The sequence below is a fragment of the Longimicrobium sp. genome, assembly GCF_035474595.1.
In the GTDB taxonomy this organism is placed as follows: Bacteria; Gemmatimonadota; Gemmatimonadetes; order Longimicrobiales; family Longimicrobiaceae; genus Longimicrobium.
Map to the genome: position 1 here is coordinate 1 of NZ_DATIND010000122.1, position 7,342 is coordinate 7,342.

Here is a 7,342-nt window from a genome sequence, read left to right on the forward strand (position 1 = left end):
GGAGATCCACGTCCTCTACGGGCCCACCGAGGCCGCCATCATCTGCGCCTCGCACCGGCTGGGCGACGAGGCCGTCTCGCGGCAGATGGTGGGGCGGCCGCTGGGGAACGCCGCGCTGTACGTGCTGGAGCCCGGGGGGAGTGTGGCGCCCGCGGGGGTGGCGGGCGAGCTCTGCCTGGGCGGGCGGAGCGTGGCGCGCGCCTACCTGGGGCGGCCGTCGCTCACCGCGGAGCGCTTCGTTCCCGACCCGTTCCCGGCGGCGCCCGGCGCGCGGCTGTACCGCACCGGCGACCGGGTGCGCCGGCCGGCCTCCGGCGAGCTGGAGTTCCTGGGGCGCACCGACCGGCAGGTGAAGGTGCGGGGCTACCGCATCGAGCCGGGGGAGATCGAGTCCGCCCTGCGCCGGCACCCGGAGGTGGACGACGCCGTCGTGGCGGTCGCCGGCGAGGGCGATGCGCGCCGGCTGGCGGCGTGGGTGGTCCCGTCGTCCGCCGCGGGCGCGCCGGACGTGGAGGCGCTGAAGGTCCACCTGCGCGGTGGGCTGCCGGACTTCATGGTCCCGCAGGCCTTCGTCTTCCTGGAGCGCTTTCCGCTCACGCCCAGCGGCAAGGTGGACCGCCGCGCCCTTCCCGCGGCCGAGGCCGCCGCGGAGACGGCGGCGTACGTGGAGCCGCGCACGCCCACCGAGCGCGCGGTGGCGGAGGTGTTCGGCGAGGTGCTGGGGGTGGAGCGGGTGGGCGCCGCCGACGACTTCTTCTCGCTGGGCGGCCACTCGCTCCTGGCGATGCACGTCTGGTCGCACCTCGAGGACCGCTGCGGCGTGGGGCTCCCGCTGCGCACCCTCTTCGAGCATCCCGTGGTGCGGGCGCTGGCGGCCGCCGTCGACGCCGCGCCGCGCGCGGAGGCGGCGGGCACCGCCCTCCGCATCACCCCCCGTCCGCGGGACGCGACGACGGAGGTCGAGGTGCGCGGGGAGCGGGTGCGGGCGTACACGGCGCCCGTCTCCTTCCCGCAGCAGCGGCTGTGGATGCTGGACCGCATGGACCCGGGGCGCGCCCTGTACGCCGTTCCCCTGGCCCTGCGGCTCCGCGGCCCGCTCGACCACGCCGCGCTGCAACGGGGGCTGCACGCGCTGGCGGAGCGCCACGAGTCGCTGCGCACCGTCTTCCGCTGGATGGAGGGCGGGGCGATGCAGGTCGTTCTCCCGCGCGGCGCCCTGCCCATCGAATCCGCCGACCTGACCGGGGTGGACGCGGGCGGGCGCGAGGCGGAGCTGCGGCGCCGGCTGGCGGACGAGGCGGCGCGCCCGTTCGACCTGGAGCAGGGCCCCCTGGCGCGCATCCACCTCTACCGGCTGGACGCCGACGACCACGTGCTGCTGCTGAACCTGCACCACGTGATCACCGACGGGTGGAGCACGGGGGTGCTGCTGCGCGACCTGGCCGCCCTGTACGGCGCCTTCTCGCGCGGCGAGCCGTCGCCGCCGTCCGCGCCGGGGCTGCAGTACGCGGACTACGCCGCGTGGCAGCGCGAGCACCTCTCCGGCGCCGTCTTCGACGCGCAGCTGGCGTACTGGACGGAGGCGCTGGCGGATGCGCCCGCCCTGCTGGAGTTGCCGGGGGACCGCCCCCGTCCGCCGGGGTGGGACGGGAAGGGTGCCGCGGAGCGCTTCCGCCTGCCGCGGGAGGTGGCGGACGCCGTCGGCGCGCTGGCGCGGGCGGAGGGGTGCACGCCCTTCATGGTGCTGCTGGCCGCCCTCCAGGCGCTGCTGGGCCGGTACGCGCGGCAGGACGACGTGGTCGTCGGCACGCCGGTGGCCAACCGGGTGCGGCCGGAGACGCGGGACGTGGTGGGCTGCTTCGTCAACACGCTGGCGCTGCGGGCGGAGCTGTCCGGCGATCCGGGCTTCCGCGCCCTCCTGCACCGCGTGCGCGAGGGGGCGATGGGCGCCTTCGCGCACCAGGAGATGCCCTTCGAGCGGCTGGTGGACGAGCTGAAGGTGCCGCGCAGTGCCGCGCACGCACCCCTCTTTCAGGTGATGTTCAGCCTGCACCCCGCGGACGAGGGCACCGCCGCGCTCCCCGGCCTGCGGACGGAGCCGGTGCCCGTCGCGGGGACGCAGGCGCTCTTCGACCTCACGCTGGTGCTGCGCCCCGACGGCGACGGGATGGCCGGCGCGCTGGAGTACGCCACCGCGCTCTTCGACCGCGTGACGGCGCTGCGGATGATCGGCCACTTCCACACCCTGCTCGCGGCCGCCTGCGCCGCGCCGGACGAGGCGCTCTCCGCCCTGCCGCTCCTTTCCGCGGACGAGGTGGATGCCGCCCTGCGCGCCGGAGAAGGCCCGGCGCTCGAATCCCCGGCCGCCTTCGCGCTCATCCACGAGCGGATCGCCGCGCAGGCGGCGCGGACGCCCAGCGCGGTCGCGGTGGAGGGCGGGGACCGCGCGGTGACGTACGCGGAGCTGGAGGACCGCGCCGCGCGCCTGGCCCGCCGCCTCCACGCGCTGGGCGTGCAGCCGGGCCGGATCGCCGCGGTGCGGGCGGAGCGGAGCGTGGACGCGGTGGCCGCCATCCTCGCCGTGCTGAAGGCGGGCGGCGCCTACCTGCCGCTGGACCCCGCCTACCCCGCCGAGCGGCAGGCGTACATGCTCGCGGACAGCGGCGCCGCGCTGCTGCTGGACGGCACCGGCGCCGGCGCCCCCGCCGGCTACGCGGGCCGCGTGGCGGAGCTGGCCGCCGAGCTCGCCGCCTTGGAATCATCCCCTCCGTTTGTGGACGAAGTGGCCGAGCCGGAGGACCTGGCGTACGTCATCTACACCTCCGGGTCCACCGGCCGTCCCAAGGGCGTGGCGGTGCCGCACCGCTGCCTGTCGGCGTACGTGGACGCGGCGCGGCAGGCCTACGCCCTTACCCCCGCCGACCGCTTCCTTCAGTTCGCGCCGCTCGGTTTCGACAGCAGCGTGGAGGAGCTGTTCGCCCCCCTGGCCGTCGGCGCCACGATGGTGCTGCGCGACGAGGAGATGCTGCAGTCGGTGGATGGATTCTGGCGCGCCGCGGAGCGGTGGAGACTCACCGTGGCCAGCCTGCCGACGGCGTTCTGGCACGAGATCGCGGCCGCGATGGAGCGCGCCGCGCCGCCCGTGCCGGCCTCGCTGCGGGTGATGATCCTCGGCGGCGAGCGGGCGCTGCCGGAGCGGGTGGCGTCGTGGCGCCGCCGCGTGGGTGACGGGGTGCAGCTGATCAACAGCTACGGGCCGACGGAGACGACGGTCGCCGCCACGCTGCACGAGGTGCGGGCGGACGAGCCCGTGGTCCCCATCGGCCGGCCAATGCCGGGCTACCGGGTGCGGGTGCTGGACGCATCGCTGCGCCCCGTCCCCGCCGGCATTCCCGGCGAGCTGTTCGTGGGCGGCACCGGCGTGGCGCGCGGCTACCTGCACCGCCCGGGCGCCACGGCGGAGCGCTTCGTCCCCGATCCGTTCGCCGCGGAGCCGGGCGCGCGCCTGTACCGCACGGGCGACCTCGTGCGGTGGAGGGAAGTGCGAGAGTGCGAAAGTGCGAGAGTGCGAGAGTGGAATGGAGATGCCGAAGGGGGCGAAGCCGTTCCCCACGCACCTACGCACTCTCCCACTCACGCACTCGAGTTCCTGGGCCGCACCGACGACCAGGTGAAGGTGCGCGGCTTCCGCATCGAGCCGGGCGAGATCGAGTCGCTGCTGCGCCGCTACCCCGGCGTGCGCGACGCCGTCGTGGCCGTGCGCGAGGACGAGCCCGGCGACCGGCGGCTGGTGGCGTACCTGGTGCCGGCGGATGGAGCGATGCCGGTCGATGCCGTGCGCGCCGCGGTCCGCGCGGAGCTGCCGGCGTACATGGTCCCCTCCGCGTTCGTGGCGCTGGACGCGCTGCCGATGACGCCCAGCGGCAAGGTGGACCGCCGCGCCCTTCCCGCGCCGCAGGCCGGCGACCCCGCCGCCCCCGCGGTGCCGCTGTCGCGGCGGGAGCGCGCGCTGGCGGAGGTGTGGCGGCAGGTGCTGGGGAGCGACGCCGTGGGGCCGGACGACAACTTCTTCGACCTGGGCGGCAACTCGCTCCTGCTGATCCGCCTCGCGGCCCGGCTGCAGGAGGCGATGGGGGTCGCCGTCACGGCGGTGGAGCTCTTCCGCTTTCCCACCGTGCGCGCGCTGGCCGCCCACCTGGCCGCCGGCGCCGGCGGTTCCGCCGACGAGGCCCCGGTGAGCGGCCGCGACGAGCGCCTGCGCCAGGGCACCGGCCGCCTGGCCGGCCTGCGGCGCGGCATACCCGCGTGAGGAGTCTGCCGGAGACGGCGGCCGCAGTCGCCGCAACGAGCTCGTTGAAAATCCACGGGACGGTCCGCCGTTCCTGATCCACCCGAGAGACGAATGAGCCAGGGAGAACGCAGGGAGCCCACCGGCGCCGAGATCGCCCTCGTGGGGATGGCGGGGCGCTTTCCCGGCGCGGACAGCGTGGACGCGCTGTGGGAGAACCTGAAGGCGGGGATCGAGAGCGTCTCCCGCTTCACCGTCGACGAGCTGCGCGCCGCCGGCGTGGACGACGAGACGCTGTCGGACCCCGCGTACGTCCCCGCCCTGGGCTGGCTGCCGGACGCCGCGGACTTCGACGCCGGCTTCTTCGGCTTCACCCCCCGCGAGGCGGAGATCACCGACCCCCAGCAGCGCCTGTTCCTGGAGCTGGCGTGGGCCGCGCTGGAGCACGCGGGCTACGGCCCGGGAACGTACGGCGGCCACGCGGGCGTGTACGCGGGAAGCGGCGCCTCCATGTACCTGCTGAACAACGTGCTGCCGTACGCGGCCCTGCTGGGGCGCGCGGGATACGACGTGATGGTGGGGAACGACAAGGACTTCATGCCCACCCGCGTCTCGTACAAGCTGGGGCTGCGCGGCCCCTCGGTGAGCGTGCAGACGGCGTGCAGCTCCTCGCTGGTGGCCGTCCACGTGGCCTGCCGCGCCCTGCTGGGCGGCGAGTGCGAGATCGCGCTGGCGGGGGGTGTCTCCCTCGCCAGCGTCCGACCGCGCGGCTACACCTGGCGCGACGGGGGGATCTCCTCCGCCGACGGGCACTGCCGCGCCTTCGACGAGCAGGCGTCGGGCGCGGTGGCCAGCGCGGGCGTGGCCGTCGTCGTCCTCAAGCGGCTGGAGGACGCCGTCGCGGACGGCGACACCATCCACGCGGTGATCCTGGGGAGCGCCATCAACAACGACGGCAGCGCCAAGGTGGGATTCATGGCCCCCGGCGTGGACGGCCAGGCGGCGGTGATCGGCGACGCGCTCTCCGTGGCCGGCGTCTCCTCGCGCTCCATCGGCTACGTGGAGGCGCACGGCACCGGCACCAGCCTGGGCGATCCGGTGGAGGTGGCCGCGCTCACCCGCGCCTTCCGCGCGCAGACGCCGGACACCGGGTTCTGCGGGCTGGGCTCGCTCAAGACCAACGTCGGCCACCTGGACACCGCCGCGGGGGTCGCCGGGCTCATCAAGGCCGCGCTGGCGGTGCGCGACGGCGTGATCCCCGCCTCCCTGCACTTCACCCGGCCGAATCCGAAGCTGGAGATCGAGCGGAGCCCCTTCTACGTGGTCCGCGAGACCATGCCGTGGCGGGGGCCCGCGCCGCGGCGCGCGGGGGTGAGCTCGTTCGGCATCGGCGGGACCAACGCGCACGCCGTGCTGGAGGAGCCGCCGCGCCGCCCGGCCCGCGAGGGCACGCCGCGCCCGGAGCAGCTGGTCGTCGTCTCGGCGAAGACCGAAACGGCGCTGCGGGCGGCGCGGCGCAACCTGGCGGACTTCCTGGAGCGGAACCCCTCCATCGACCTGGCGGACGCCGCCTTCACCCTGCAGGCCGGGCGCACCCCGTTCGACTGGCGGACGGCCGTCCCCGCGTCGTCCGTCGCCGAGGCGGTGGACGCCCTGCGGGCCGCCGCCGGCGTCCGCGCGGGCGAGGGAAGGGCGGTCGCCTTCCTCTTCCCGGGCCAGGGCGCGCAGCACGTGCGGATGGCGGCGGGCGTCTACGCGTCCGAGCCCGTCTTCCGCGACGCGCTGGACCGCTGCGCGGAGCTCCTGCGCCCCGAGCTGGGCTTCGACCTGCGCGACGTGCTGGTTCCGGCCGACGGCGCGGAAGAGGCCGCGACGGCGCGGCTGGGGCAGACCGCGGTGACGCAGCCGGCGCTCTTCGTGGTGGAGTACGCGCTGGCGCAGCTGTGGACCCGCTGGGGCGTGCGGCCGGAGGCGATGCTGGGCCACAGCGTGGGCGAGTTCGTCGCCGCGTGCCTGGCCGGCGTTTTTTCGCCCGAGGACGCGCTGCGCCTGGTGGCCGCACGCGGGCGGCTGATGCAGTCGCTCCCCGCCGGCGCCATGCTCGGCGTCCACCTTTCCGAGGCGGAGCTGCTGCCGCGCCTCCCGGCCGACGTCTCGCTGGCGGCGGTGAACGGCCCCGCGCAGTGCACCGTCTCCGGCCCGGCCGAGGCCGTGCGCGCGCTGGAGGAGGCGCTGCGGGCGGACGGCGTGGAGGTGCGGCGGCTGCACACCTCGCACGCGTTCCACTCCGCGATGATGGACCCGATCCTGGACCCGTTCCGCGAGCTGGTGCGGCGCGCGCGGCCGCGCGCGCCGGAGCTGCCGTACGTCAGCAGCCTCACGGGGACGTGGATCACGCCGGAAGAGGCGGCGGACGCGGACTACTGGGCGCGCCAGCTCCGCCACCCCGTCCGCTTCGCCGCCGGAGTGGAGACGCTGCTGCGGGCGGGGGAAGACAGCGTGCTGCTGGAGGTGGGCCCCGGCCGCACGCTGGGAACGCTGGTGCCGCGCGGCGGCGCGCACGCGGTGATCGCCTCGCTGCCGCACCCCCGCGACGCCGGCGCCGACACGCGCGCGCTGGCGGAGGCCGTGGGCCGCGCGTGGAGCGAGGGCGTGCCGGTGGACTGGCGCGCCTTCGCGGAGGGCCGCGGCGGCCGGCGCATCCCGCTCCCCACCTACCCGTTCGAGCGCCGCCGCTACTACCTGGAGGCGCCGCGCACCGGCTCCGCCGCGGTGACCGAGCTGCCGATGCCCGCCGCCGAAGCGCCCGTGCCGGGCGAGGCCGGCCAGGGCACCCCGGACGCCCGCGCGCACCTGCGCACCGCGTACGTGGAGCCGCGCAACGAGCTGGAGGAGGCGGTCGCCGCCGTCTGGCGGGAGATGCTGGGGCTGGAGCGGGTGGGCGTGGAGGACGACTTCTTCGAGCTGGGCGGCCACTCGCTGCTCGGTACCGGCGTGATCGGCCGCCTGCGGCTGCAGTTCGGCGTGGAGCTGAAGATGGACGCCATCTTCCGC

General features: G+C 76.1%; 2 protein-coding genes. Both read left to right on the forward strand.

The genetic code is table 11. The annotated features are described in order from the left end of the window. Positions 1–4,309, forward strand: a 4,309-nt coding sequence (locus tag VLK66_RS21880; protein ID WP_325311615.1) for an amino acid adenylation domain-containing protein, incomplete at its 5' end; no start/stop codon positions are given. Between the two features lie 93 nt (positions 4,310–4,402). Further along, the coding region (locus tag VLK66_RS21885) for a type I polyketide synthase (RefSeq protein WP_325311616.1) at positions 4,403–7,342 on the forward strand (2,940 nt) is incomplete at its 3' end.